General features: G+C 70.3%; 23 protein-coding genes. 15 read left to right on the forward strand and 8 right to left on the reverse strand.

Translation table 11 applies throughout. The features are described 5' to 3' along the window. Positions 1-23 precede the first annotated feature (23 nt). The 7 genes from AC07DO_RS28315 (at position 24) to AC07DO_RS28345 (ending at position 7,363) form a co-directional block, all read left to right on the forward strand. Entirely contained in the window at positions 24-2,312 is a 2,289-nt protein-coding gene (locus tag AC07DO_RS28315) for a hypothetical protein (RefSeq protein ID WP_479063528.1), read from the forward strand. Next, positions 2,302-3,786, forward strand: coding sequence for a hypothetical protein (locus AC07DO_RS28320; protein ID WP_479063529.1), 1,485 nt, complete (start codon positions 2,302-2,304; stop codon positions 3,784-3,786). Before AC07DO_RS28315 ends, AC07DO_RS28320 begins: the two co-directional genes overlap by 11 nt. Before the next feature lie 135 nt (positions 3,787-3,921). Then, positions 3,922-4,218, forward strand: coding sequence for a hypothetical protein (locus AC07DO_RS28325; RefSeq protein WP_398977212.1), 297 nt, complete (start codon positions 3,922-3,924; stop codon positions 4,216-4,218). A 135-nt stretch (positions 4,219-4,353) separates the two neighbouring features. Then, positions 4,354-5,616: a DUF308 domain-containing protein gene (locus tag AC07DO_RS28330; protein ID WP_479063530.1), complete on the forward strand. Its 1,263-nt coding sequence runs from the start codon at positions 4,354-4,356 to the stop codon at positions 5,614-5,616. 10 nt (positions 5,617-5,626) lie between these two features. Next, positions 5,627-6,058: a hypothetical protein gene (locus tag AC07DO_RS28335; protein WP_479063531.1), complete on the forward strand. Its 432-nt coding sequence runs from the start codon at positions 5,627-5,629 to the stop codon at positions 6,056-6,058. Beyond that, on the forward strand, positions 6,048-6,737 hold the full coding sequence (locus AC07DO_RS28340; RefSeq protein WP_479063532.1) for a hypothetical protein: 690 nt from the start codon (positions 6,048-6,050) through the stop codon (positions 6,735-6,737). The genes AC07DO_RS28335 and AC07DO_RS28340 overlap by 11 nt, the downstream gene beginning before the upstream one ends. Then, the gene (locus tag AC07DO_RS28345; protein WP_479063533.1) at positions 6,734-7,363 is read left to right on the forward strand and encodes a hypothetical protein; all 630 of its coding nucleotides are present in this window, start codon (positions 6,734-6,736) and stop codon (positions 7,361-7,363) included. Before AC07DO_RS28340 ends, AC07DO_RS28345 begins: the two co-directional genes overlap by 4 nt. A 97-nt stretch (positions 7,364-7,460) precedes the next feature. On the opposite strand, the gene AC07DO_RS28350 is transcribed toward AC07DO_RS28345, so the two are convergent. The 4 genes from AC07DO_RS28350 to AC07DO_RS28365 are packed head-to-tail and all read right to left on the reverse strand — an operon-like array spanning position 7,461 to position 9,487. Beyond that, the gene (locus tag AC07DO_RS28350) at positions 7,461-8,075 is read right to left on the reverse strand and encodes a hypothetical protein (RefSeq protein WP_479063534.1); all 615 of its coding nucleotides are present in this window, start codon (positions 8,073-8,075) and stop codon (positions 7,461-7,463) included. Further along, positions 8,072-8,758 (reverse strand): hypothetical protein, encoded by a 687-nt coding sequence (locus AC07DO_RS28355; RefSeq protein ID WP_479063535.1) that lies wholly within the window; start codon positions 8,756-8,758, stop codon positions 8,072-8,074. The genes AC07DO_RS28350 and AC07DO_RS28355 overlap by 4 nt, the downstream gene beginning before the upstream one ends. A gap of 31 nt (positions 8,759-8,789) precedes the next feature. Next, complete coding sequence (locus AC07DO_RS28360; protein WP_479063536.1) at positions 8,790-9,269, reverse strand: hypothetical protein; 480 nt, start codon at positions 9,267-9,269, stop codon at positions 8,790-8,792. Further along, positions 9,266-9,487, reverse strand: coding sequence for a hypothetical protein (locus AC07DO_RS28365; RefSeq protein ID WP_479063537.1), 222 nt, complete (start codon positions 9,485-9,487; stop codon positions 9,266-9,268). The genes AC07DO_RS28360 and AC07DO_RS28365 overlap by 4 nt, the downstream gene beginning before the upstream one ends. 106 nt (positions 9,488-9,593) lie before the next feature. On the opposite strand from AC07DO_RS28365, the gene AC07DO_RS28370 reads away from it, so the two are divergent. The 4 genes from AC07DO_RS28370 (at position 9,594) to AC07DO_RS28385 (ending at position 12,343) form a co-directional block, all read left to right on the forward strand. Further along, positions 9,594-9,749: a hypothetical protein gene (locus tag AC07DO_RS28370; protein WP_479063538.1), complete on the forward strand. Its 156-nt coding sequence runs from the start codon at positions 9,594-9,596 to the stop codon at positions 9,747-9,749. Further along, positions 9,746-10,360, forward strand: a complete 615-nt coding sequence (locus AC07DO_RS28375; protein WP_479063539.1) for a hypothetical protein — start codon at positions 9,746-9,748, stop codon at positions 10,358-10,360. Before AC07DO_RS28370 ends, AC07DO_RS28375 begins: the two co-directional genes overlap by 4 nt. Positions 10,361-10,580: 220 nt before the next feature. After that, positions 10,581-11,255 carry a hypothetical protein gene (locus AC07DO_RS28380; RefSeq protein ID WP_479063540.1) on the forward strand — a complete coding sequence of 225 codons (675 nt, stop codon included), beginning with the start codon at positions 10,581-10,583 and terminating at the stop codon, positions 11,253-11,255. Next, positions 11,246-12,343 (forward strand): hypothetical protein, encoded by a 1,098-nt coding sequence (locus tag AC07DO_RS28385; protein WP_479063541.1) that lies wholly within the window; start codon positions 11,246-11,248, stop codon positions 12,341-12,343. Before AC07DO_RS28380 ends, AC07DO_RS28385 begins: the two co-directional genes overlap by 10 nt. Before the next feature lie 45 nt (positions 12,344-12,388). Here the strand turns inward: AC07DO_RS28385 and AC07DO_RS28390 are convergent, their stop codons facing one another. Together AC07DO_RS28390 and AC07DO_RS28395 are read right to left on the reverse strand one after the other, a co-directional pair. Continuing rightward, positions 12,389-12,715 carry a hypothetical protein gene (locus AC07DO_RS28390; RefSeq protein ID WP_479063542.1) on the reverse strand — a complete coding sequence of 109 codons (327 nt, stop codon included), beginning with the start codon at positions 12,713-12,715 and terminating at the stop codon, positions 12,389-12,391. 135 nt (positions 12,716-12,850) lie between these two features. Next, the gene (locus AC07DO_RS28395) at positions 12,851-13,150 is read right to left on the reverse strand and encodes a WXG100 family type VII secretion target (protein WP_150185642.1); all 300 of its coding nucleotides are present in this window, start codon (positions 13,148-13,150) and stop codon (positions 12,851-12,853) included. A 325-nt stretch (positions 13,151-13,475) separates the two neighbouring features. Here AC07DO_RS28395 and AC07DO_RS28400 point away from each other — a divergent pair, with 325 nt between their 5' ends. Both AC07DO_RS28400 and AC07DO_RS28405 read left to right on the forward strand, forming a co-directional pair. After that, complete coding sequence (locus AC07DO_RS28400) at positions 13,476-18,251, forward strand: FtsK/SpoIIIE domain-containing protein (protein ID WP_479063543.1); 4,776 nt, start codon at positions 13,476-13,478, stop codon at positions 18,249-18,251. A gap of 31 nt (positions 18,252-18,282) precedes the next feature. Beyond that, a complete protein-coding gene (locus tag AC07DO_RS28405; protein ID WP_479063544.1) occupies positions 18,283-18,906 on the forward strand; it encodes a hypothetical protein in 624 nt (207 codons plus the stop codon). Here AC07DO_RS28405 and AC07DO_RS28410 read toward each other — a convergent pair. Beyond that, positions 18,878-20,533, reverse strand: coding sequence for a protein kinase domain-containing protein (locus AC07DO_RS28410; protein ID WP_479063545.1), 1,656 nt, complete (start codon positions 20,531-20,533; stop codon positions 18,878-18,880). The genes AC07DO_RS28405 and AC07DO_RS28410 overlap by 29 nt on opposite strands. A gap of 188 nt (positions 20,534-20,721) precedes the next feature. On the opposite strand from AC07DO_RS28410, the gene AC07DO_RS28415 reads away from it, so the two are divergent. Further along, positions 20,722-21,744, forward strand: a complete 1,023-nt coding sequence (locus tag AC07DO_RS28415) for an alpha/beta hydrolase (protein ID WP_479063546.1) — start codon at positions 20,722-20,724, stop codon at positions 21,742-21,744. Between the two features lie 5 nt (positions 21,745-21,749). Here AC07DO_RS28415 and AC07DO_RS28420 read toward each other — a convergent pair whose 3' ends face one another. After that, positions 21,750-22,586: a menaquinone biosynthetic enzyme MqnA/MqnD family protein gene (locus AC07DO_RS28420; protein ID WP_479063655.1), complete on the reverse strand. Its 837-nt coding sequence runs from the start codon at positions 22,584-22,586 to the stop codon at positions 21,750-21,752. A 354-nt stretch (positions 22,587-22,940) separates the two neighbouring features. Between AC07DO_RS28420 and AC07DO_RS28425 the strand changes: the two genes are divergently transcribed. Beyond that, entirely contained in the window at positions 22,941-23,144 is a 204-nt protein-coding gene (locus AC07DO_RS28425) for a cold-shock protein (protein WP_006138897.1), read from the forward strand. The last annotated feature ends 26 nt before the right edge of the window (positions 23,145-23,170 follow it).

Raw genomic sequence — 23,170 nt, forward strand, 5'->3', positions numbered from 1 at the left:
TGAACGAGGGGGACGCTGTGGCCGTGGAAGCGAAGGGTGCGGGACGCACGCGGACGGGGCGGGTTCGCCAGGGCAACGGGGGCAGGGTCCCTCGGGGCGCGGGAAGGCGTCACGGTTCGGGGTGGCGTCGGTGTCTGTCCCTGATCGGCCTCCTGACCGCTTCCCTCAGCGCCATCCTCTCCGCCTGTCTCCTCCTCCCCCTCCTCGCCGCCGCCCCCGCCCTCGCCGCGCCCGAGCCGTCCCCGCGGGGGTCCACCCAGGCCGCCTCCCTCGCCGCCCACCTCCGTTCCGACCCCGTTTACATCACCGACCACCTCCCCCGCGCCGTCCCCCGCTCCACCGCCCCCGACTACGCCGAGATCGCCGAGGGCATCACCCGGCGGATCGGTGTGCGGACCTATGTGCTCGTGCTGCCCGAACCCGGTAGCAGCACGGAGAGCAAGGCGCTGCTCGGTGCCGTGCACGACCGGCTCGGGCGGGACGGGCTGTACGTGCTCATCGACGAGTCCTCCGTCTCGCAGGCCGTCGCCTTCGGCGTGCGCGCGGCCGCCGAGGACGCCTGGTCGGTCCAGCTCCGGGAACTTCCGTACGACGCCGGGCCCTTGCTCAGCTTCCAGCGGTTCGCCGATGTCATCGCGCTGGGCCCGGAGAAGGCCGCACGGCGGGCCGAGGCAGCCCGCGAGAAGCACGGGTCGGGCGGCGGCGAAGAGCCCGACGAGCTGCACATCGGTCCCACCGACCGCCGCAACCAGTCCTTCCTCACCGGCATCGCGCTCACCGGCCTCCCGCTGCTCGTCCTGCTGATCTCCCCGTACGTACGCCGGTGGTGGCGACGGCGGCGGACGCCGGCCGTCGACGTCGTCTCCCTGAGGAAGGGCGACGGGGAAGCGACCTCGCCCCGCACCCCGTCCCGGGCCCGTCGGCTTCACTGGGTCGAGGGCGCCGTCGCCCTCGTCCTCGCCGCGGCCGTCGCCCTCACCGCCACCGCCCTCTTCGACCAGACCACGTCCAGCGCCTCTCCCCCGCCCACCGCCGCCGACATGGAAGCGCGCGTCGACCGCGTCACGGACGGGCTGCGCCGCGACCCCGTCTACAGCGACCCCGACAGCCCCCACCCCCTCACGGCCCGGCAGCTCGACGGCCTCCGCTCCCGCATGAAGGACGCCGACTACGGCCCCGTACACGTCGCCCTCGTGCCCCAGATGACCGAGGACGAGTCCGGCGGCGACCCCGAGGTCTTCGCCGACGCGCTCCACCGCGGCCTCGGCAAGCCCGGCGTGTACGTCGTCGCCGATCCGATCTCGGGCGACATCGACGTCGTCTCGTACGACGTACGCGTCGACGCGAACCGCGTCGCCTTCGACCTGCCCGACGGCATCAGCTACGACGACTCGGACGAGCGTTCCGACGACCACCGGCTGGGCCGACGCCTCGACGAACTCCTGACGTTCCTCGACGACTCGCCCCGTACGGACGCACCCGAGACCTCCTCGATCGGCGCCGACGCGCCCGACCCCGTCGACGACACCGCTCTGCCCCGTCTCTTCAGCACCGACTTCTGGCCCGGCCTCCTGGTGGGCGCGATCGGGGCCGTGATCGTCTTCCTCGTGGTCGCCGCCGTCCTCGGCATCCTGGGGCGTACGGTGCCGAGGCTGCGTCCCGCCGCCCCGGGCCTTCGCGTCATCCGGCCCAGGCCGGGGAGTGGCGGAGGGTCCGGGAGGAGGCGTGCGACGCTCGTCGGCTTCGATGCCCCGACCGACCCTTCCCCCTCCTACCTCCGCCGCGCCGCCCACGAGGAACTCGCCTCGCTGTCGCGGGAGTTCGACCCCGAGGCCGCGCTGCCCTCCCGTCTGCGCACCCGCGTATGGGACTGCCTCGACACCGCCGCCCTGCTGGCCGACCGGGACGCCGGCGGGCCCGACGGCCGCGTGGACGACGACGTGCCGGCCGCCGACCTCGCCGCCGCCGTCACGCTCGCCCGCATGGGCCGCGCCGCGCTCGCGAACGGCGACACCGACAAGCCCTGCTGCGCGCTCAACCCGCTGCACGGCCCGGCCACCGGCTGGCGCGACGCCCAGTACGCGCCGGAGGACAGCAGGCGCCGCACCATCCCCGTCTGCGACGCCTGCCGCGCCTTCGTCATCGAGCGGCCGGAGCTCGCCCACACGCGCCGCCTCAGGCTGCCGGCGCCCTCGGGCGGGCGCGGCGCCGACCGTGTCCCGTACGAGGACGCCGCGGGCCCCATGCCCGCCGCGCGCAAGGGCGTTCCCCAACTCATCCGCCAGGTACGGGAGTACGCCGGTGTCCAGTGACCCGAACCGCCCTCCGCGTTTCCGTCGCCGCCCGGTGGTGGCGTCCGTCGCCGCCGTCCTGGCCTCGCTCGCCCTGCTGACGTCCACGGCGCCCGCGCTCGCCGCTCCGTCCGACCCCGGGCCCGGCTCCGGCCCTGGCCGCGGTCCCGGGGAGAAGATCGCTCGGGCGCTGGCCGAGTCCCCGGTGTACGTCGACCCTTCGTACGCCGAGTCCGCCGTGCCTCCTGTCCGGCAGAAGGAACTCGTCCGGCAGATCGACGCCACCGGTCTGCCCATCAAGGTCGTCCTCGTACCGCTGGCCAAGGGCGACGCGTACAACGGGGACGCGGACACGCTCGCGGGCGTCGTACGCGACCGCCTCGAGGACCGCGACCTCTCGGCGGACGGCGGCCCCTCGACGGACGGTGCCCCCTCGACGGACGGTGGCCCCTCAACGGACGGTGGCCCCTCAACGGACGGTGACCTCATCCTCCTCACCACCGACGGCGACTTCCACGACTCGATCCGCGGCCACGAGTGGCCCGGCGAAGCGCACCAGGCCGAGGACGCCGCGAACGCCGTCGACCTCATGGACGAACTGGACGACGCGAGCCTCGCGGACCTGACCGCCAAGGCCGTCACGGTGATCGAGCGGGGCAACGGCACGGCGGAGTACGAGAAGGAGACGAAGAAGCTGCACGAGGACCTGGCCCGGGACCGCGGGGCGGGGAACGGCGGCAAAAGCGGCGAGGGCGGCAGCTCAGGCGCTGGGCCGGAGGCCGACGGTCCCCCCTGGCCCCTCATCGCCGCCGTCGCGGTACCGGCGCTCGCTCTCGCGCTCCTCGCGGCCTTCGTCGTACGTTCCGCACGCCGCCGCACCGCGTCGGCCGCCGCCCCCTTCGCCCTCCCCCAGGCCGTCTTCGCCGCGGCACGCGCCGCCGACGAGGCCGAGCTGCGCCGCCGCGCGGAGGCGGAGGTCCTCGCGCTCGGCGACGCGGCACGGGCGGCGGACGCCGGGACGACGCCGGGGCTCCAGCGGGCCCTCGACGCGTACGCCGCCGCAGGCACCGTCCTCGACTCCGCACGGGGGCTGCCCGACCTGGCCGGCGTCCTCGCCCTGGTGCTGGAGGGCCGCGACGCCCTGGACGGCACGCCGGACCCGCTCCCCCTCTGCTTCTTCAACCCCCTGCACGGCCGCGCGGCCCGCACCATCTCCTGGCGGCCCCTGGGCCGCCGCGATCAACTGCGGGTCTCCGCCTGCGCCGACTGCGCCCGCGCGGTCCGCGAACGCCGCGCTCCGGAGGTCCTCACGGACACGGCGCCCCCGGACGGCCGCCCTGTCCCCTACTTCGAGGCCGACGCCGAGTCGAGCGTGTGGGCGGCGACGGGGTACGGGTCCCTGCTGGGCGATGCCCCGGAGGACGGGATCGCGCGGCGGGTGGGGCGAGGGGACTTCTCCCGAAGGCAGGATCCTCCCCGGAAGCCGCGCGGCTGAAGACGGCATGGCGTGTCATCGACGGTCCTGGTTTCCTCAGGACGTCCACAGAACAGGCGCCGACAGTTCAGGCGCGATCATGGCAAAGTAGTGACCCGCGCAATGCGGCATATCGAGCCAGAACAACGGGGTGACATGTCCGGATCCGACCTGGTCGTCGACTTCCAGCTACTCAACAAGTCGGCGAGCCAATTGAACGCCATCGAGAAGGAATTCAAGAATCTCGACGAGTGGAAGGACGACGTCAAAACGGCGGTTGGCGCATCCGACATGAAGGATGCCATGGGTGACTTCGTCGACAACTGGGACAAGAATCGCAAACGCCTCCTCGAAGACCTCGAAGAGGTCGGTAAGCAAGTCGAGGGCACTCGGGACGCCTTCCAGAAGCTCGAAGACCAATTGTCGAAAACCGGCAAGAAGAAGGACAAGTAGCGCAGCGCGGCACAGTCACACCGCACGAGCACGACTTTCGGGGGAGAAATGGCACGGCCCAAGGACTGGCAACCACTGCGTGAGAGCGACCCCGTACCGGGGGACCCCGAGGGGGTCCGCAGCCAGGTGAAGCACATGAAGAAGATCGCCGAGTACCTGCGCACACAGGCGGCGGCGCTCACCGCGATGGCCGACGCCGACAACCTCAAAGGCCAATACGCGGACAAGCTAGCAGAAGACGCCCGCGGGCTCGGCCGCAAGCTCGACGAGGCAGAGGACCGCTACCGCGAGGTCAAAAACCATCTGTCCAGCTGGGCCGAGGACATGGAGGGGTACCAGAAGCGGGCGGACAAGGCGCTCGACGACGCCAAGGACGCCCAGCGCATCATCGACGCCCACGAGAACAAACCGGACTCCGACAAGAAGGCCAAGGACGGCGACGAGAAGGACAAGAAGGGCGACAAGGATTCCGACACCGAGGATCCCGCCCTGAAGAAGGCCAAGGAAGACCTGTCGGACGCCCGCGGGCGTCTCAACTCCGCGGCCGGGGATTACGACGAGCGCGCGAGCCATTACGCGGGCAAGATCCGCAAGTCCATCGACGATGACATGAAGGACAGTTGGTGGAACGACTTTAAGGCGGCGATCGGGGATGCCGAGTGGCTAGGCACCCTGGCCGAGGCCATGAGCTGGGCGGCCACCGCTGTGGGCATCGCAGCGATGTTCTTCCCCGGGCTCGGCGTCATCGCCCTTGGCTTGACGATCGCTGTAGCCGCGATCCATCTCGTGCAGGCTGCGACAGGAAACGGCTCCTGGTTCGATGTCCTCATGGATGTCGGTGCGTTGAAGATGGCGCGCAACGGCATCAAGGCCGGCAAAGCGATAAAGGCTCTGCAGGAGAGTTCCCGCAAGGCAGCCTCCAGTGCTGCTGGCACGGCCAAGACGGCGCAGAGCGCCTCCAAGACGGCTGGATCGCGCGCGAGTTCGGTGGCTAAGTCCCGAAAGGGAGGCGGCAGGTCGGGCACCGCGCGGAAGAACGCCAAAGCCCGTAACCTGAACCAACTCGGTAAAGCTAGGAGTCAGGGGAAGAAGGCCGCCGACGAGGTACGCGATGCCGAGATGCCCCAGATCAGCGCCAAAGAAAAGGCAGATGCGCTCGGCGATGTCGAGGTTGGCAAGCAGATCAAGGACATCAACAAGTGGCGGGACGCGTACCCCGAAAACACCAAGCTCGCCGACAACGCGCGCGAAGCCGCGCGACAGAAAGACGTGCTTCGGGGGTCCTGGGGGGTCAGCACTGTCCTGGATACTGGTGACAAGGCCGGAGACTATGCCTCCGACGGCGAGTACAGCCGCATGAAGGACCGGATGACCAGGCCCGTGGCATCACGATGGTGAAGGAGAACCCATGACGGCCGAATCCTCGCGCCCGGAATCCTCGCGCCCCGAGGACCGTGACCACCAGAGGGACCGGCGTCTCCGGATCGGCGTGGTCTCCTTCCGGGTGATCTTTCTGCTGGGCCTGGCCCGTATGTTCGCGCCGTTCCTCACGGAAGATCTCGCCGGTGAGGCATGGCTCCCGCCCGCGACCTGGGAATGGACGCTGTGTGCGGTCTCACCAGTGATCTTGATCTACCTGGCTCGACGCCCCGACGACTGGTCGAAGATCGCTGATGAGCACAGCTTGATCAAGTGGGCCCTCGTGATCTACCTCTTCTACGCCTCATTGCTCGCCATCGGGAAGGGTCACCTGTCTTTGTGGATCGCCGCGGCCGTGAGTCTTGCCGGTCTCGCCGGTATGGCACACCTCAATCGCAAGGAGCAAGACGGTGAAGGCTGAACATATGGACTCGGCTCCGCGAGATCTTTCCTCCGGCGCCCCAGGCCTCCCTCCCGTCACGGGCTATCGCCTTCTCCTGCCCAGCGAATGGGCCCAGGTCCCGCTTCGCCAGGGCACAGAAGAAGCCGTTCGCCATATCCTGGATGACGCGTTCACACGCATACCTGAGGACGCCCCAACGGACCGGATCGGCCCCTATAAACGCGAGCTGGAACGCCGGTTCCGTGCGGCCGTCACCAATGCCCGGAAAACCAATGCCCTGGACCTCTATCTGCCCGTGAAACCCATGGGTGATGCCATGCTCGGCGCTTCGATCCTGGTGACTGAATCCCTCGTCCCCAGGCCCGCCGGTCGCCGAACTGCGGAGACGGAGCCCACCGAGGTCGCGGTCCAGTTGCTCTCGCGGGATGGTGTGGAGGACGCGGATCTGAGCTCGGGCCAGATCGATGGTGCGCTCGCCGTACGTCGTGAGCACGTGGCAGGTGCTTCGGCACAGAAGGGCGCGGACCTCGCATCTCGTCGAGTGGAGTACATGGTGTCCGTACCGGGCGATCCGGACCGCTGGTTCGTGGCCGCATTCTCGACTGTGGGAGGCGGGGATCCGCAGGACGAACTGGCCGAAGCGCTCGTCGAATGGTTCGACGCGGTGATGGCAAACTTCCGCTGGAGCCGAGGGTGACCAAAGAAGCGAAAGAGTACTTTTGGAGCATTCTCGATATCGGAGATATCGATGCGGACCCTTGGGTTCTCGTACCGCCCAGGGCAGGTCTCAGCGCTCCGTTCGACCTATGGGACGACATCGGCGCCTGGGCTCGTGAGACTGCCGAGGAACTGTGGGAGGACTTCGACCTCGACCCCGGCCCCAACGGCGTCGACTTCGTCGCAGGCACCCTGCAGCGCACCGCCGAAGCCCTCGCCCCGCCCGGCTCGGACCACTGGCTCTTCCTCCACCTCGACCACCCGACGGACGTCCCGCTCCCCGTCTGCGCGGCACTCGGCCCCACCGCCGGCCCCCGCGAGGAGACCCTCCGCGCCCTCACCGAGGCGGACGACAAGAGCGCGGTCGAACCGCCGGTCGTGAAGACGGTCAAGTCCGACCGACTCGGCAAGGGCATGACCACGTTCCGCTACGTCCCGCAGGAGGACTCCCCGCACCTGCTGGCCTGCGTGCGGTACGCGTGGCAGATCGAGGAGCACGGCGCGGACGTCGTCATCTGGACGGCCTCCGAGGACATCGCGCATGTCATGCGGGCGGCGGAGGATCTGGAGAACCTGGCGCGGACGCTGAGCGTCTGGGCTCCCTGAGGGGTGGGGCGGGGCGGGTTCACGTGACCCGTGCGGGGCGGGGCAGTTGCACGTGATCCGTCCGCGGCGGGGCAGCTGCACGTGATCCGTCCGGGGCTCACGCCGACCCCTGCATGCCGATCCACCGCACGAAGGCGTCGAGGTCGTCCATGGCGCCCAGTACCCGTCGCGGGTCGGGGGCGGACACGATGACCACGACGTCGCATCCGGTCGCCTCGTGACGCCAGGCGTAGCGCACGCCCGCGACGAGCGTGCCGCCGTCCGTTTCGGGCAGCTGCGTGTACCGCAGGGAACGCAGGCCCGTGCCGAGCGACTCTGTGGTGAAGTCCTCCACGATCGGCTTCTCCACGAGGGCCGGGGCGTCCGTGGTGACCAGGGCCCGCAGACTTTCATCACGGTCGTGGTCGCCGTCGCCCTCGCCGTCCGCCTCGATCGAGGCGACGTACACCGGCAGCGGCATCAGGCGCGGGTCGGGCAGATGGAGGTAGACGTCGAACCCGGGGTGGCTCGACGGGAATCGCTCGGCACAGGAGCGCAGCGTCGCGGCCAGGACCTTGAGGTCCTTGCGGGTCGGCTCCAGGCCGCTGTCACCCCACCACGCCGCGGACAGATCGCGGCCCCACTCCTTGGGGCCCTTCCACGGAGTGCCGGCCCAGGAGTTCGGGATCTGCATCCACAGATCGGTGTCGTAGTCCACATGCGGCCGGCTCACGGGCGACTCCATCGGAAGGTGCTCATCATCGCGTCGAACAGTTCCACGAAGAGATCGGTGTACGCGGCGTACTCGATGTGCTCGGCAAGGCCGTCGACACCCGCATCCCTCTCCTCGTCCGGCTCCTCCGGCTGCCCCACCGCGAGCGTCGAGAAGACGGCACCGAGCCAGCGTCCGGGATCGCCCGGCACGGGAACCACGTAGTCGACGCGGCGCGAAGCGAGCTCGCCACCACCCGGTTCCCCGGCGGCGACCGTGCGTTCCGTACGGACCGCGCTCACGCCGTCGATTTCCACAACCGCGGTATCGCCCGCCCGGCCTGGTGATTCCAGCAGGCGGCGCGAGACCGCCGAGGGATCGACGGCCACCTCGTCCGGGAACTTCATCTCCGAGACGACGATCGACGCGGGGACGGCGATGCCGTGCATGCGCTCGACCGGTAGGTAGAGGTCGAGCGCCTCGGCCTTGCGGGCCTCCTGGACGGCGTCCTTGAGACGCCGCTCCAGCTCTCGCCGGTACGGCCCGACCCTGTCCCGCGGCGCGTCCGCGGGCAGCGTGGCGAACGCGTCGTCGACGAGGGCGCGGATCGCGTCGTCGGTGCCCGTCCGCATGGGTATACGGGCCCATTCGGGCGGCAGGATCAGCTGGTAGCCGCGGGGAGCGGTGGCGGTGCGGTCAGTCACGTAAGGCCTTCGGCGGGGTGCGGTCGGACGGTCACGGCCGGCGCTCCTTGTGGGTGCGGGCGCTGCTGCGGGCTCGGGCCCGGTACTTGGGCAGTGCCCACTGAGTGAGGGGCGCTGCGAGCGGTACGAGTACGTAGATCACGGACCCAGTGGCGAAGCCGGTCAGGCCGTTCAGGAGGGCCGAGCCGAAGACCACCACCGGAACCCCGAAGTCGCGCCGGGGCGAACGCTCGTACTTCAGGACCAGCCCGATCACGAACGCCGTGGCGACGAGACCCGCGGGCCCCAGCACGTACCGCAGGACGAACAGCGCGACGCCCTCCGAGGCGGCGCCCACGATCATGGACGCGCAGTACAAGAGCGGAGGCACCATCGAGATCACGCGCACCACGCCCACGTCCTTGGCGTAGGCGCGCTCCGCCTCCTCGGCCACGCGCTCCCGCTGCAAGCGGTCGCGGTCCAGCGCGGCGAAGTAGCGCTCGCCGGGCTCCCGGCGGTCCCCTCGGCTCACCAGGAGGACCCCACTTCGGCGGTGTACTCGTTCTTGTAGTCCTGGAACGGCTCGAAGTACGGCTTGTCCACCGTGTCGCTCGATCCGAGGGCCTTACCGCCCAGGTCGATTCCCTGGCCGGAGAGGAAGACCTGTTGATTGAGGCGTAGTTGGCTCTCGGCACCCTGGCTGGCGGCGTGGACGGCACCCAGAGCGCGGGGTGATCTTGACGTCGCCACCGACCGTACTACTACGCCACTGTAGAAGCTAGTTCGTTGTGCGATGAAGGGTGCGGACGCGCCGTCGAAGCACGTCGAATACGTCGTGCCGGTACCGTCGTCCGCGTTGTCAGGCTCTCCCGCCCCGCCCGGCGGGGACGGGGGTTGGGTCGTCGTCAGCTTCACCACACTCGGCGACGGCAACCCCGAGGGCGACTTCACCGAGATCCTCGTCGAGCTCTTCGACGCCGTGATGACTACGTTTCGCTGGAGGACCGAGTGACCGTCACCTTCTCTCTCGACTCGGACAGCGATGCCACCGTCTGGCCCGCCATGCCCCTCCTGGGCGACGGGCGTGCGGCGGCACGGGAACGCAAGAAATGGGCTCGCCGCACCTCGGAGCTGCTCTGGTCGCTCGTCGACGACGAACACGTCGACAAGAAGCAGGTCAAGATGCTGGCCTTCGAGCTGGACTCCGTGGCGGAGCAGCTTCCCCGGACCGTCCCGGTCCACCAGATCTTTCTCTACGTACCGGACCCCCGCAGGGAGTTCCTGACCTTCCTCGTTCACGCGGGCCCGAGCGAGGGTGACGTCGACGCGACGCTGGACGAGCTCGTCCAGAAGGACGAACCCGGCGCCGCTCAGGACCCCGAGGTCATCGACTTCGACACCGAGCATCTGGGCCGCGGCAAGCGCTCCATCCGCTACTTCGTCGCATCCGAGGCCGGTGCCATGTGCTGTTCGGTGAACTACGCCTGGCGCCTGGAATCCCTCCGCATCGACGTGATCGTGCGCACGGTGGGTGAGGACATCGGGTGGATCACGTCGAACATCGACGAGTTCGACGAGTTCGACGAGTTCGCCCGGAGCCTCTTCGTGAACCTCGACGCCTGAGCCGAGTGCCTGTATCACCGCGTGCCCTCCTTGAATGGTTCCGGCGACAGCTGAGTCCCGATAGATGGCGCCCGCGCCTCCGCGTCACGACACGGTGACAGTCCACTGGAATCAGGCGATTCGCCCCGCTATCAGGCCACTTCCAGCCCTGGCGGAACCCGCGACCCCACGGTTAACGTCGGCACGCTGGAGACACCCCTCGCCCCACCGGGAGCCGACCGTGAACCGCCGCACCGTGCCCGTCACCGCCGCGCTCGCCGCGACCGCTGCCCTGCTCCTGACGGGATGCGGCGGCGGGAGCGACAGTGACTCCAAGGACAACGACAAGATCGCCGGGGCCGACGACGGCTCGGCGAAGCCGAAGAAGTCGGCCGACCCGGCGGGCGCACCGGCCGCGGACAAGCCGGACGGCGTCGACGTATCGCTGCCGAAGAGCATGAATCTGGTCTTCGACTGGGACAAGCCGAAGGACGCGAACGAGGCGGCGGCTATGGATGATGCCGCGAACTTCATGCGGGCGATCTATCGGGGCGTTGACAAGCGCACCTCGAAGGACGCGGCGGTGTCCGCGTACTCCACCGGCGGCGGGCTGCACTACGCGAAGGTGCAGATCGACAGCCGGATCGACGGCGGCTGGACGGCCACCGGGACCCGGCGCCACTACCAGGCCACCACCCGGTCCGCCCCGAACGGCAAGTCGGTGGAGGTCGCCTTCTGCGTGGACTCGAGCAAGTTCTACGGCAAAGAGATCAAGACCGGAAAGGTCCTGAAGAGCGAGCCGAGCATCAAGGACTACGACCACTTCAAGATCGTGATGGTCAAGTACCCCACGGGTGAAGGCTTGTGGCAGGCCTCCAAGGTGTTCGTCGAGACGAAGGCGAAGCAATGCCAGTGAACAGATCACGGCTCACGACGCTCGGTACCGGCGCGGCGGCCCTGGCACTCGCCGCCGGAACGCTCACCCTCACACACGCGGCGTACGCCGCGGAGCCCAGCAGCAACGGCGAGGGCGGAAGCACCGAACAGCAGGGCGGCGCCGACAAATCCGGCACCGGCATCTACGCCGCCGCGAAAGTCACCTACACCGGCTCCGTCGCCAAAGGCGGCGGCAGCGGCAATGTGACGTCGTCCGACGTCAACTGGACGCCTCCGCCCTGCTGGTACGCACCCAAGTACGGCGCCGAGGAGTTCAAGAAGAAGATGTCGAAGGAGCTGAAGGACGCGGCGAGCGCGCCCGGGATGACCGGGCACGCGGGCGCGGCGATCAACGAGCTCCAGCGGCATTACGAGGACGACTACGGCTGGACGGACACCCCCGGCTACAAGGACTACAACGTCGACAAGGACGGCGAGGGGATGTTCTGGGCGGCGGTCGAGAACCCCGACGAGCCGGACTACCTCAAGCGGACCTCGTGCAGTGACATCCCCTTCTGGGTCGAGAACGGCGAGGCGCCGCCGCCCCAGTACGAGGAGGCCATCAGCCCGGAGATCCTCGCGGCGCTCGCCTACCAGCACATGGAGCTGCCGAAGACCAAGGTCACCCTGGCCCCCGACGGCACGACCAAGGTGAAGCTGCCGACGTGGGCCTGGCTCGACAAGGCGGCCTTCGACGAGGTGAAGGCGACGGCGGCGATCGACATCCCGGGCTTCCGGATCGAGGCGACGACGACCGCGAAGCCCAAGTCGCTCACCCTCGACCCCGGCACCGCGGACGCGACCACGCTCCCCGCGAACGGTGAGTGCCCCATCGTCGGCGACACGATCGGGGAGCCGTACGCGAAGGGCAAGTCCAAGGAGACCCCGCCCTGCGGCATCGTCTACGGCCGCTCGTCCGCCGGCTCCACGTTCCCCCTCAAGGCCTCCCTCACCTGGGAAATCAGCTGGACGGGCACAGGCCATGGCGCGGCCGAGGCCATGCCCGACGGCAAGATAGAGGCGGTCCAGAACGTCACGGTCGAGGAGATCCAGTCGATCAACCGTTGAGGACCCCGGCGGGCCGCGGGTGGGCAAGAACACGCCACTGACCGTTTAGGCCACCGCGGTCAGGAGCGGGCCGGATGCGTGGACCGAGAGGGCATGCTCCTCCAGTTCGCGCTGGAGCGCCGTCCTGCCGCCGCCCTGCCGTCCCCCTGCCGTCCCCCTGCCGCCGACGCCCTGCCGCCGCGGATCGAATCGCTCGGCAAGGCTCGCGGCCATCTGACGGGCCTCCGCCCGGGTGCCCTCGTGGAGCGTGAGCCCGAGCCAGCCGTCGTCGAAGTCGAATGCGACGACGTAGTCGTCCTCAGGGACGGGGACGGGTGGGCCCGGTGTGCTCCGTGCACTTCCGTTTCGGCTCTGCCGCTCTTGCTCCGTCACGACATCAACTCCCTTGTAACCGGCGGCGGGGGTGGTCCCGTGGCTTCTCGCCTGCGAACCCTGCCCGAACAACGACGGCGGGGCGGGAACGGCGGTCGCCCCGCCCTTCCCGCCCCGAAGGAGCCGAGCCCCCGGCTACTTGCGTGCAGCCTTGCCGAGCTCGTCGTCGATCTGCTCGTACTTGTCCGCGGCGTTGGTCAGGTAGTCGCCCATGCCGTCCAGGCCGTCGATCGTCTTCTTCGCGCCCTCGACGAACTCGTCGAAGTTCTCGTCGAACGCCTTCGAGGCGCTCTTCGTGACGAAGCCCGTCTCGACGAGGTGCTTGATGTACTTCTTCAGCCCGTCCAGCTTCTCGTTGAGCTTGTCCTTCTCCTTGACCACGTGCTTGGCCGCGTCTCGCATGTCCTGATATGTGACATCAAGGTCCTTGGCCATGAGGCTCTCTCCCAATCAACTCGCCGCAGGGCCAACCCCCGTGGCTCCCTTAACGCGGATGGTGTGATCTTCCGCTCTTGCGCCAGCAGCTTACGGGTGGGGCGGATGGGATCACAGCCCGGTTCAGTCACAGCTCTGCTATGAGCGAGTGCGAAGGGGTGCGAAGAGTTATGGAGGAATGCGGGCGGATGCGGAGGGAGATCGCGGCAGGGGATGTCGGGTGGCGCGTGGCCTTTCCCGGGTGCGGCTGTGCACAGGGCGTTGCCTGTGGGAAGGGGGGAGCGGATATCGTCGGGCGCATTGTTCAGCTCCGGGGAGGACGATCGTGCGCCTGACTCTGACCGTCGTCGATCCGTTCGGCGGGGGCACCGCCGACGTGGTTCTCGACGCCGATCCCGAGTCCACCGTGCGGGACATCGCGGTGGAACTGGCCCGGCAGGTCGGCCACAGCGGTGCGCAGGTCATTCCGATCGGGCACGGGCAGCAGGCGCCCGGCGGTGGCGCTCCGATCATTTATGTGGACGGGTACGCCGTCGACCCCTCCGCCACCGTCGTCACCTCGCCGCTGCGCGAGGGGGCCATCGTCAGCCTCGACGATCCCGCCGGATGTCTGCCCGGCGAGCCCTCCGGGCTCGTCGAGCTGCGCGTCGCGAGCGGGGCCGCCGCCGGAGCCGTGCACCGGCTCGGGATCGGGCGGTACGACATCGGCGGCGGGCCCGCCTCGTACATCCGCATCGATGATCCGGAGCTGCCCGCCCGCGCCCTGACGTTGTCAGTTGCAACCGACGGCACCTGTCAGGCCACCCTCCACGGAACCCCTGAGGAGAAGGAGGGTGTGACGCTCGACGGCGCGCCCTTCGGGGTGGAGAAGGAGGAGGAAGAGCCCGTTGGGGCGGGGGCGCCGGTCGAGGGCGAGTCCAAGAAGGACCGCAAGGCCCGGGAGAAGCGGGAGCGGCAGGCTCGCAAGGAGTGGAAGGAGCGCAAGGAGGCTCGGGCCAAGCTGGCGAAGGGGGCCCGGGGCGCCAATGGGCGGCTCGACAGTGTCGCTTGGCCGCTCGGGGCTCAGATCGCGCTCGGCAACACCCTCCTCGAACTCGTCCGCTACACGCCCCCGAACGCCGCCCTCAAGTGGTCCGAGGACGGTGCCGGGCTCGACTACAACCGGCCTCCGCGGCTGCGGCCGCCCGAGCGGCAGACCAGTTTCCGGCTGCCCAGCCCGCCCCGTGAGTTCGAGGCGCGGCCGCTGCCGTGGCTGATGGCGCTGTTTCCGCTGGTCGGTGCCGTCATCGCAGCGATGATCTTCAATCGCTGGTACTACCTGATCATGGCGGGACTGAGTCCCATCATGCTGTTCGGCAACTACTTCATGGACAAGAAGCACGGGCGCAAGTCCCATGCGAAGCAGGTCAAGGAGTACAAGGAGACGAAGGCCCGGATCGAGAAGGACGCGCAGGACGCGCTCGTCGCCGAGCGGGTCGACCGGCGCAACGCCGTGCCCGATCCCGCCTCCGTGCTCGCCCTCGCCACCGGGCCCCGCACCCGGCTCTGGGAGCGGCGGCGCACCGACGCCGACCATCTCCTCGTGCGGTTCGGGACCGGGCAGTTGCCCTCCGAGGTCGTCCTCGACGACCCGGAGAAGGACGACCACCGGCGGCAGGTCACGTGGAAGATCGAGGACGCGCCCGTCGCGCTGCCGCTGAAGGGGCTCGGTGTCATCGGCATAGCGGGGCCCGACGACTCCGCCACCGCGCTCGGGCGCTGGGCCGTCGCGCAGACCGCGACCCTGCACAGCCCGATGGACGTGCAGTTCTACGTACTCACCGAGGCCACGTCGAAGGAGAGCTGGGACTGGGTGCGGTGGCTGCCGCACGCCCGGCCGTCCGGCGGCCAGGACATCAACGTACTCATCGGGACGGACGCCGAGACCGTCGGCGCCCGCATCGGTGAGCTGACCCAGATCCTCGACGCGCGGGTGAAGGCCGCCGAGGAGAACAAGGGGCAGGGGGCGGCCTTCTCCGACCCCGACATCGTCGTGGTGTGGGACGGGTCGCGGCGGCTGCGGTCGCTGCCCGGTGTGGTGCGGCTGCTGCGCGAGGGGCCCGCCGTGCACATGTACGCGCTCTGCCTCGACACCGAGGAACGGTTCCTGCCGGGCGAGTGCCAGGCCTTCGTCGTCGCCGAGCCGAAGCCGGGTCCCGACCCGTACGCGAGCGGCGCCGGCGGCGCGGCCCTGCCGAGCGCGCCGAGCGGGCCCGCGATGCCCCAGCAGGCCCCCGGCGGCTTCCCCTCCTTCCAGGCCTGGCACACCACCGCGCCCGACCCGCAGCAGGCCGGCGCCCCGCGCGAGCTGCGGTTGCGCGTCGAGATGAGCGGCGCCGAGCGACTCCTCGACGTACGGCCCGACTTCGTGACCCCCGCCTGGTGCCTGCGCCTCGCGCGGTCCGTGTCGCCGCTGCGCGACATCAGCGGGGAGACCGAGGACTCCGCGCTGCCCGGGTCGAGTCGGCTGCTCGACGTGCTGCAGCTGGAGCCGCCGACCGCGGGAGCGATCACCGCCAGGTGGCAGGCGGGCGGGCAGTCCACCATGGCCGTCATCGGTGAGTCGTACGACGGTCCCTTCGGCATCGACATGCGCAAGGACGGGCCGCACGGCCTCATCGCCGGTACCACCGGTTCCGGTAAGTCGGAGCTGCTGCAGACCATCGTGGCCGCGCTCGCCGTCGCCAATACGCCCGAGAACATGACCTTCGTCCTCGTGGACTACAAGGGTGGGTCTGCCTTCAAGGACTGCGTGAAGCTGCCGCACACCGTCGGCATGGTCACCGACCTCGACGCGCACCTCGTGGAGAGGGCCCTGGAGTCCCTCGGGGCCGAGCTGAAGCGGCGCGAGCACATCCTCGCCGACGCCGACGCCAAGGACATCGAGGACTACCAGGACCTCGTGCGGCGCGACCCCTCGCACGCGCCCGTGCCGCGACTCCTCATCGTCATCGACGAGTTCGCCTCGATGGTGCGTGACCTGCCCGACTTCGTGACGGGCCTCGTGAACATCGCCCAGCGCGGCCGTTCGCTCGGCATCCACCTGCTCCTGGCCACGCAGCGGCCCTCCGGTGTCGTCTCTCCGGAGATCCGCGCCAACACCAACCTCCGCATCGCGCTGCGCGTGACGGACGGCGGCGAGTCCAGCGACGTCATCGACTCCCCCGAGGCCGGGCACATCTCCAAGAACACCCCGGGACGGGCGTACGTGCGTCTCGGGCACGCCTCCCTCGTACCGTTCCAGTCGGGCCGTGTCGGTGGCCGCCGCCCCGGGGCCGCCGACCCGACGCTGCTCGCGCCGTGGGTCGACTCCCTCGACTGGGCGGCCCTCGGCCGCGCCACGCTCGTGAAGCCGAAGGCGCAGGCCCGCGAGGAGGAGGAGATCACCGACCTGAAGGTCCTCGTCGACGAGATCATCGAGGCCAACAGGACCCTCGGCATCCCCGCCCAGCACAGCCCCTGGCTGCCCGCGCTCGGCGAGACCCTGCTGCTCGACGAGATCCCCGCCCCGGCGCCCCGCACGGCCCCCGGCGCGCTCACGCCCGCCCCGTACGGCGTCGAGGACCTCCCCGCCGACCAGGCGCGCCGCCCCGTCGTCGTGGACTTCGCGCACTTCGGCCATCTGATGATCGGCGGCGCGCCGCGCTCCGGCCGCTCGCAGGTCCTGCGGACCATCGCGGGCTCGCTCGCCCGCACCCACTCCAGCGCCGACGTGCACCTCTACGGCATCGACTGCGGCAACGGTGCGCTCAACGCGCTGACCCGCCTGCCGCACTGCGGCGCCGTCGTCGGCCGCAACCAGACCGAGCGCGTCGTACGCCTCATCAACCGCCTCAAGGGCGAACTCACCCGCCGCCAGGACCTGCTGGCCGACAAGGGGTACGCGGACATCGGCGAGCAGCGGGCCGACGCCGCGGAGGACGAGCGGCTGCCGCACATCGTCGTGCTCCTCGACCGCTGGGAGGGCTGGCTGCCCACGCTCGGCGAGATCGACCACGGTTCGCTGACCGACGAGATCACCACGATCATGCGGGAGGGCGCGAGCGTCGGCCTCCACATGGTGATGACGGGTGACCGCCAGCTCCTCGTGGGCCGCATCTCCTCGCTCACCGAGGACAAGTACGGTCTGCGGCTCGCCGACCGCTCCGACTTCTCGATGCTCGGCATCCCGGCTCGCAAGGTCCCCGAGGAGATCGCGCCGGGCCGCGCCTTCAGGAACGAGAGCGGCACGGAGACGCAGTTCGCTCTCCTGTCGGAGGATTCCACCGGTCAGGGGCAGGCCGCCGCGATCGGCGCGATCGGCGAGCGGGCCGCGGCCCGTGACGCGGACGTGCCGCGCCACCGCCGCCCGTTCCGCGTCGACACGCTGCCGAGCCGCATCTCCTTCGAGGAGGCGTGGGAGCTGCGCGACCCGGACGCCTCGCGCTCCAAGCTGTGGGCGCTGGTGGGCATCGGCGGCGACGAGGTCATGGGGCACGGGCCCGACCTGGCGGAGGGCGTGCCGGCGTTCGTCATCGCGGGCCCGGCCAAGTCGGGTCGCTCGACGGTCCTGATGAACATGGCGCGTTCGTTCCGCACGCAGGGTGTACGTCTGGTCGTCGCCGCCCCGCGCCAGTCGCCGCTGCGTGCGCTCGAGGGCACGGAGGGCGTGCTGAAAGTGTTCACCGGGGACGACATCGACGAAGACGAGTTCGAGGAGCTCATCGACGAGGCGGAGGCGTCGACCGAGGACCCGGTCGTCGTCCTCGTCGACGACGCCGAGATCCTCGAGGACGCGGACGCGGCGAGCCACTTCAAGCGGATCATCCAGCGCGGCACCGACCTGGGTCTCGCCCTGGTCATCGCCGGCGACGAGGAGGACGTCTGCAGCGGCTTCTCGGGCTGGCAGGTCGACGCGAAGAAGGGACGCCGCGGCATTCTGCTGTCGCCGCAGGACAGCTCCAGCGGCGATCTGATCGGGCTGCGGATCTCGCGCAGCATGGTCGGCGGTCCGGTGGCGCCGGGCAAGGGCATGCTGCACCTCGGCAGCGGCGAGATCTCCACGGTGACGACTCCGCTGTAGCGGAGGTCGTGAGGGCAGGAAGGGGTCGGCTGTGGGGAGTTCCCGGCGGCGCGCGGCGGGGCCCGCGCTGCGGTACGAGCATGTGCCGGGGGCGCGGACCTCCGGCCGGTCGGGGAAGGGGAAGCGGAAGGGGGGCGAGGAGGGGGAGCGGGGCAACTGGCGCTTCGGCACCCTGCTGTTCCTCGCCGTCCTCGCCGTGGTGGTCCTCTTCGGCCTGGCGGACCTGGCCTGGGGCGAGACGCTGTGGGGAGAGGTCGCGCCCGGCTGGCCCGGCGGCGGCTACGGCTTCGCGATCACCATCGGGCTTCTCGCCCCGCCCGCCGTCGCCGCGATCGTCGTTCCGCTGCTGCGGGCGGACTGGAAGAAGGAGCCGCTGCGTTCGGCGGGCCGGGCGGTCGCCGCCCTTCCCGGCGTGGCGCTGACGTGCCTGCTTCTCCTGCTCTGCTTCGGAGCGACGCGGCCCAAGCACCGCCGCCGCGGCCCGGAGTGCTTCGCCCACGGCGAGCCCTGCTGGGTCCACGAGCAGTACCCCTACCTGTGGCTGCCGGGCCTCGCGGCGGCCGTCTTCTGCGCGGTGGCGGGCGGCCGGCTCGTGCACCTGTACCTGAAGAGGCGCCGCGCGGCTCTCACTCCACCCGGGACAGCCGCGCCTTAGGGTCGCCCGCGTCGGGGTCGTCCGACGTGTAGACGAGGGTCCTGCCGTCCAGGCGCAGGCGGACCGTGTGCGGGGTCTGCGCGCACTGGCCGCCGTTGCCCTCGGCGCCCTTGCCCACCGCCACGACCTCCGCCTTGGTGGCCGACTTCAGGGTCAGGACGTCCGTGCACGTGTTGCCGATCGGGTCGCGCTGCAGGACCGTGCCGAGCCGTTCCCCCGGCTTCGTCTGGCGCAGGGTGACCGTGAACGTGCCTAGGGGGACCCGGCCGCCGCTCGCGTCGGCGTCGCCTCGCCATGTGCCGAGGTAGGTCTCGGGGACCTTGCCCGGGCCCGCGGAGCCCTCCGGGGTGCTGGGCGCGCCGGACGCCGCCGGCGGCTGACCGGCCTGGTCCCCCGCCGCATTCTCGTCCTCCGGCAGCATCCCGAAGACGAACACCGAACCGACCGTGACGGCGGCCAACGCCCCGGCCACGGCGAGCGCGACCGTACAACTCACCCTGCGGCCGCGCCCGTTCGGGCCTTCGGGTGCGGAGGTCGCGGCCACGGAGACGGTGAGCTTGCCCGGTGCGGCGGGGGCGGGCGCGGATACGGGTGCCGGTACGGAAGGGGGTGCGGGTGCGTACGACGGGTCCGGGGGGCCGAACGAGCCCTCCACGGAGGGTGTGTTGAACGCCACGGGACCCGAGGGCGCCTCCCGCGGAGCGGGCGCCGCCCCCGCCCCCGCCCCCGCTCCCGTGTCCAGGTCCAGCAGCCGCACCGCGCTCCGGCTCACCCGTTCCACCACGGGACCCGGCAGCCACCCCGCCGTCACCAGCGCGGCCGCGCCCTGCGGGGCGAGGCGGCGGGCGAGTTCCGCGGGGGCGGGGCGCGCGGACGCGTCCTTGGCCAGGCACGCGGCGGCGAGGGCGCGCAGATCGCCGCGCAGCGCGCCGAGTTCGGGCTCTTCGTGGACGACCTTGTAGAGCAGGGCCGCCGACGAGTCGCCGGGGAACGGTGACTCTCCCGTCGCCCCGTACACCAGGACCGCGCCGAGCGAGAAGACGTCCGCCGCGCCCGTGACGCCCTTGCCGAGGATCTGCTCGGGCGACATGTAGCCGGGCGAGCCGACGGAGACGCCGGTGGAGGTGAGCGAGGCGGTGCCGTCGGTGGCGCGGGCGATACCGAAGTCGATGAGGCGGGGGCCGTCGAGGGTGAGCAGGACGTTGGAGGGCTTCACGTCGCGGTGGACGAGTCCCAGTCCGTGCACGTGCGCCAGCGCCTCGGCGAGGCCCGCGCCGAGGACCCGTACGGAGTGCTCGGGCAGCGGCCCGCCGTCCCGCACCGCCTCGGTGAGCGAGGGCCCGGCCGCGTACCCCGTGGCGACCCAAGGGACGGACGCGTCCGGGTCCGCGTCCAGGACGGGGGCCGTCCAGTCGCCGCCGACCCGCCGGGCCGCGTCGACCTCGCGGCGGAAGCGCGCCCGGAACTCCTCGTCGAGCGCGAAGTGCGGGTGCACGACCTTGACCGCGACGGTGCGGCCGCCCCCGCTGCGGCCCAGATAGACCCGGCCCATGCCGCCGGAGCCGAGCCGGCCGAGCAGCCGGTAGGGCCCGATCGCGGTGGGTTCGTCGGCTTCGAGCGGATGCATGACCTTGGCCTCCCCCAGGCGCGGCGCCGGACACCTCGCGCGCCTCGACACCGCGGATCAGCGTAGTGCGCGAGCCGCGGACGGAACGCTCCCGCCCGCATTCCCCTCTACATGTGCGTAATGCCCGTATTGCTCACCTACATCCCGCTACGACCCCACGTTTCCCACGTCCCCGCCCCGAGGTCCCCATGAACCGTCGCCGTCCCTCCCCCACCGCACTCGCAGCGACCGCCGCGGCCCTGGCCTCGGCGCTGCTCCTGTCCGCCTGCTCCTCCGACAAGGGTGAGCCGGTGAGCTTCGAGGGGCCGAAGCGGCCCTCGGGCGCCACGACACAGGCGAAGGGCGCGGCGGCGGCGAAGACACTCCTGCCGACCGGACCCAAGGCGGCCTTCACCACCGAGAGCACACTCGACGACGGCACAAAGATCGGGGTGACGACACTGAAGGGGAAGAAGTCCGGATTCACCGGCAAGGTGTGGGTCTGGGCACCGAAGCAGTACTTCGACCCGAAGTACGCCGACAGCGGCTTCCCCGTACTGATAGTCCTGCCCGGCGGCAACGGCTATCCCAACAACTATTGGATGGGGACCGACCTCAAGCTGGAGAGCAGCATCGCCCGTTGGTCCAGGGAAGGGAAGAGTCTGCCGTTCATCGTGGTGATGCCCGTCCTCAATCCGGACGCAAAGAACTATTACGACGGCAGCGATATTCCGGGCCGTCCGAGAATGGGCACCTGGATGACGGACGACGTCCCCGATTTCGCACGGGCGAATTTCCGGACGTTCAAGTCCCGCGACGGCTGGGCCTTCATGGGTTCGTCGTCCGGCGGCTTCGTCGGGCTGAAGTCCGTCCTGAAGCGCCCGGACAGGTTCCGCGCCGTGATCGCCAGCGGCCCGGACACCGTCCCTGACTCGCCGCTCTGGGCGGGCCACGAGAAGGAGCGCCGGGCCAACGACCCGGGGCGGCTCGCCCGGCGCCTCGCCGAGCGCGGGGGCCCGGAGGTCGACCTCGCCTTCCAGATCGGCACGGAGGAATCGGGGCGGGCGAACCTGCGGAAGTTCATCAGGACGTACGGGAAGGGCCCCGTGAAGACGCGGCTCAACGTCATCCAGGGCGGCGGCCACAACGCGCGTTCCTACGTCCCCGCCATGGCCGACGGCCCCATCCAGTGGATCAGCGAGCACATGCAGGCGCCGATCCCGGGCGGCTGAGCCGCCTACGGCTCCAGGAGCGCCACCTGTACGTCCGCGGAGAAGCCCGTCGTCGGGCCGACCCTGCGGGCGAACTCGGTCACGCCCTCCAGCTGCTCGCCGCCGAAGCGGAAGTCGAGGGTCGTGAAGTACCGCTCCAGGACGCCGGCGTCGAAGGACTCCCAGCGTGCGGCCTGCTCCGCGACCTTGCCGACCTCCTCCAGGGAGAGGTCGCGGGAGGAGAGGAACGCCTTGTGCACCGCGCGGACGACCTCCGGCTCCCGCGTCGCGTAGTCGCGCCGCGCCGCCCAGACGGCGAAGACGAACGGCAGGCCCGTCCACTCCTTCCACATCTCCCCGAGGTCGTACACGTCCAGGCCGAGCCGCGGTCCGTCGATGAGGTTCGCGCGGAGCGCCGCGTCACCGATGAGGACGGCGGCGTCCGCCTCCCGCATCATCAGCCCCAGGTCGGGCGGGCACGTGTAGTACTCGGGACGCACGCCGTGCCGCTCGGCGAGCAGCAGCTGCGCGAGCCGCACGGAGGTGCGGGACGTCGAGCCGAGCGCGACGCGTGCGCCGTCCAGCCGGTCCAGCGGCACCTGCGAGACGATCACGCACGACATGACGGGGCCGTCGCAGCCGACCGCGAGGTCGGGGAAGGCGACGAGGTCGTCGGCGTTCTTCAGGAACTCGACGAGGGTGACCGGCGCGATGTCCAGCTCGCCCCTGACCAGCTGCTCGCTGAGCTTCTCGGGGGTGTCCTTGGTGAGCTCGAAGTCGAGGAGGGTCCCGGTCCGCGCGAGGCCCCAGTACAGGGGCATGCAGTTGAGGAACTGGATGTGACCGACGCGCGGCCGGGGAATGCGACGGGAGTCGTGCGGCTGTTCGGCGCCTGCCCCCGCAAAGGCGTTCAGGGGAGAATTGTCCACATCGGCGAGGCTAGCCCCCTTGCGGTACGGGCGGGGCGCCGGGGCCCGGGCGCGTCCCGTCAACACCACTGGGGGACGCGTCAAACCTCCGGGTGACGTGATCTTGCCCCCTATTGCATTCCCCTGCCTGCGTGCTAAGCTCGCCGCAAGTTGCAGTTTGGTTTCCCTTGCAGTACAGAGCCTGCGGAGCATGTAACTCCGTGGGCTCTCGTCGTTTTCAGACTTATGCAGTTGTTTAAACAATCGCTGGTTCTGGAGCAGGGCAACCCTTTGGCCCAAGGAGGGCTTATGGCTACCGGAACCGTGAAGTGGTTCAACGCTGAAAAGGGCTTTGGCTTCATTGCCCAGGAAGGCGGCGGCCCGGACGTCTTCGTCCACTACTCCGCGATCAACGCGAACGGCTTCCGCTCCCTCGAGGAGAACCAGGCCGTTTCCTTCGACGTGACGCAGGGTCCGAAGGGCCCGCAGGCGGAGAACGTCACCCCGATGTGATCGGGCGCCCCACGCGAGTGGGGCGT

It is taken from the genome of Streptomyces sp. NPDC045678 (genome assembly GCF_056432085.1).

Excerpts from the sequence above, each read along its gene's own strand:
- AC07DO_RS28325 (WP_398977212.1), top strand. The coding sequence starts at position 3,922 with ATGTCCGGATCCGACCTGGTCGTCGACTTCCAGCTACTCAACAAGTCG.
- AC07DO_RS28330 (WP_479063530.1), top strand. The coding sequence starts at position 4,354 with ATGAAGAAGATCGCCGAGTACCTGCGCACACAGGCGGCGGCGCTCACC.
- AC07DO_RS28335 (WP_479063531.1), top strand. The coding sequence starts at position 5,627 with ATGACGGCCGAATCCTCGCGCCCGGAATCCTCGCGCCCCGAGGACCGT.
- AC07DO_RS28385 (WP_479063541.1), top strand. The coding sequence starts at position 11,246 with ATGCCAGTGAACAGATCACGGCTCACGACGCTCGGTACCGGCGCGGCG.
- AC07DO_RS28395 (WP_150185642.1), bottom strand. The coding sequence starts at position 13,150 with ATGGCCAAGGACCTTGATGTCACATATCAGGACATGCGAGACGCGGCC.
- AC07DO_RS28410 (WP_479063545.1), bottom strand. The coding sequence starts at position 20,533 with ATGCATCCGCTCGAAGCCGACGAACCCACCGCGATCGGGCCCTACCGG.
- AC07DO_RS28415 (WP_479063546.1), top strand. The coding sequence starts at position 20,722 with ATGAACCGTCGCCGTCCCTCCCCCACCGCACTCGCAGCGACCGCCGCG.
- AC07DO_RS28425 (WP_006138897.1), top strand. The coding sequence starts at position 22,941 with ATGGCTACCGGAACCGTGAAGTGGTTCAACGCTGAAAAGGGCTTTGGC.